Source organism: Defluviimonas sp. D31 (assembly GCF_033436765.1).
GTDB lineage: Bacteria > Pseudomonadota > Alphaproteobacteria > Rhodobacterales > Rhodobacteraceae > Albidovulum.
In genome coordinates this window covers 1-1,641 of sequence record NZ_JAWQFN010000060.1, presented here as the reverse complement: position 1 = coordinate 1,641, position 1,641 = coordinate 1, and the positions used below count along the sequence as shown (strand labels likewise).

At 65.5% G+C, this 1,641-nt stretch carries 2 protein-coding genes; both read right to left on the bottom strand.

From position 1 onward, the window contains the following. A partial coding sequence (locus tag R5H32_RS20865; protein WP_318340558.1) for an ATP-binding protein occupies window positions 1–529 on the bottom strand: 529 nt, incomplete at its 3' end. Next, the coding region (gene istA, locus R5H32_RS20860) for an IS21 family transposase (RefSeq protein WP_318340557.1) at window positions 526–1,641 on the bottom strand (1,116 nt) is incomplete at its 5' end. The genes istA and R5H32_RS20865, both read right to left, overlap by 4 nt.

The window sequence follows — 1,641 nt, the reverse complement described above, 5'->3', positions numbered from 1 at the left end:
GGGGAACGAAGCCGAGTTCGTCGATGATCAGCAGATCCTGACCGGCGAGGCCCTTCTGGAGGCGCTGCAGCCGGCGGTCGTCGGCGGCCTCGATGAGTTCGTGGACGAGTGCTGCGGCGGTGGTGAAGCGGACCTTCAGGCCCTTCTGACAGGCGGCGAGGCCGAGCCCGAGGGCAACATGCGTCTTGCCGGTGCCGCTCGGTCCCAAGGCGATAACGTTCTCGCGACGATCGACGAACTCGCAGCGCGCGAGTTCCATCGCCAGCGCCTTGTTGAGCGTGGGGATTGCCTTGAAGTCGAAGCTGTCGAGGCTCTTCGTGGCGGGGAACTTCGCCGCCTTGATGCGGCGCTCGATCATCCGGCGCTCGCGCTCGATCAGCTCGAGCTCGCAGAGCCTGAGCAGGTACTGCACATGATCCTTGCCTTCGGATGCGCATTGTCGGGCCAGCTTGGCATGCTCGTTCTGAAAGGTCGGCAGCTTGAGCTTCTTGAGATGATGCTGGAGCAGCAACTGGGGCGTGTCGGTCATGTCGCCGCCCCGGGCATCAGGCTCATGTAGCTGGCCGGCTTCGTGGCCTCGACGCGCGCCCGGGGCAGGTAGGGATAGATGTCGAGATCGAGCCGTGGCGGACGCCGCTCGATGCGACAAAGCACGAGGTGCTTGATCGCGTCATAGCCGATGGCGCCGAGGTCGAGGGCCTGGCGCACGGCGCCGTGGACATGCTCCATCTCAAAGGTCTCGAGGAGCCGCAGAACCTGGACGTACTCGCGTTTGCCGGGCTTGCCCATCCGGGCCTCGAGCAACCGGCGCAGCGTGGCGAACTCTACCGGAAGGTTCCAGCCCTGAAGCGGGGCTGCCTGGTCGAGGGCGCCGACCTTCTGCTCCAGGAGCGGCAGGAAGTGCAGCGGGTCGAAGACCATGTCGGCCTTCTCGTAGGACCGCCGATGCCGGGCGATCACCTCGGCACCCGCGCCGATGACGACCTCGCCGACATAACCGCGGACCTGGACTTCGTGATGGGCATAGCCCACCGGTACCGAGTAGTCGTTGCAGCGGTAGCGCACCATCGAGATCGACGTGGCGCGGGTGCTGACCTTCTCGCAGGCATCGTAGGGCACCGCCGGCAACGGCATCAGCGCGTCGAGATCCCGCATGAGCCGCTCGCCGATCGTCTCCGTGTGGCCCCTCAGAACCGCATCCTGGCGCCTTAGGCATTGCTCCTCCAGCCAGGCGTTCAGCGCCTCGAAACTCTCGAACCGGGGCATGGGCACCAGGAAGTTCCGGCGCCCGAAGCCAATCACACCCTCGACATTGCCCTTGTCGTTGCCTTTGCCAGGCCGGCCGAACCGGTCCTCGAACAGGTAATGTGACTGCAGCTCCGAGAAGATCCGGGTGCGCTTGCGGGTTCCGTCGCCGAGGATCTTCGCCACCGCGATGGTGGTGTTATCGTAAAGGATCGACAGCGGCACGCCGCCGAAGAACGCGAAAGCAGAGACATGCCCGTCGCAGAACGCCTCGGTCGTCTCGGCCGGATAGGCCTTGATGAAGAAGGCGTCCGAATGCGGCAGCGCCATCGCGAGGTAGTGCAGCTTGCGCCTGGCGCCGCCGATCACGCCGACCGCCTCGCCGAAGTCGACCTG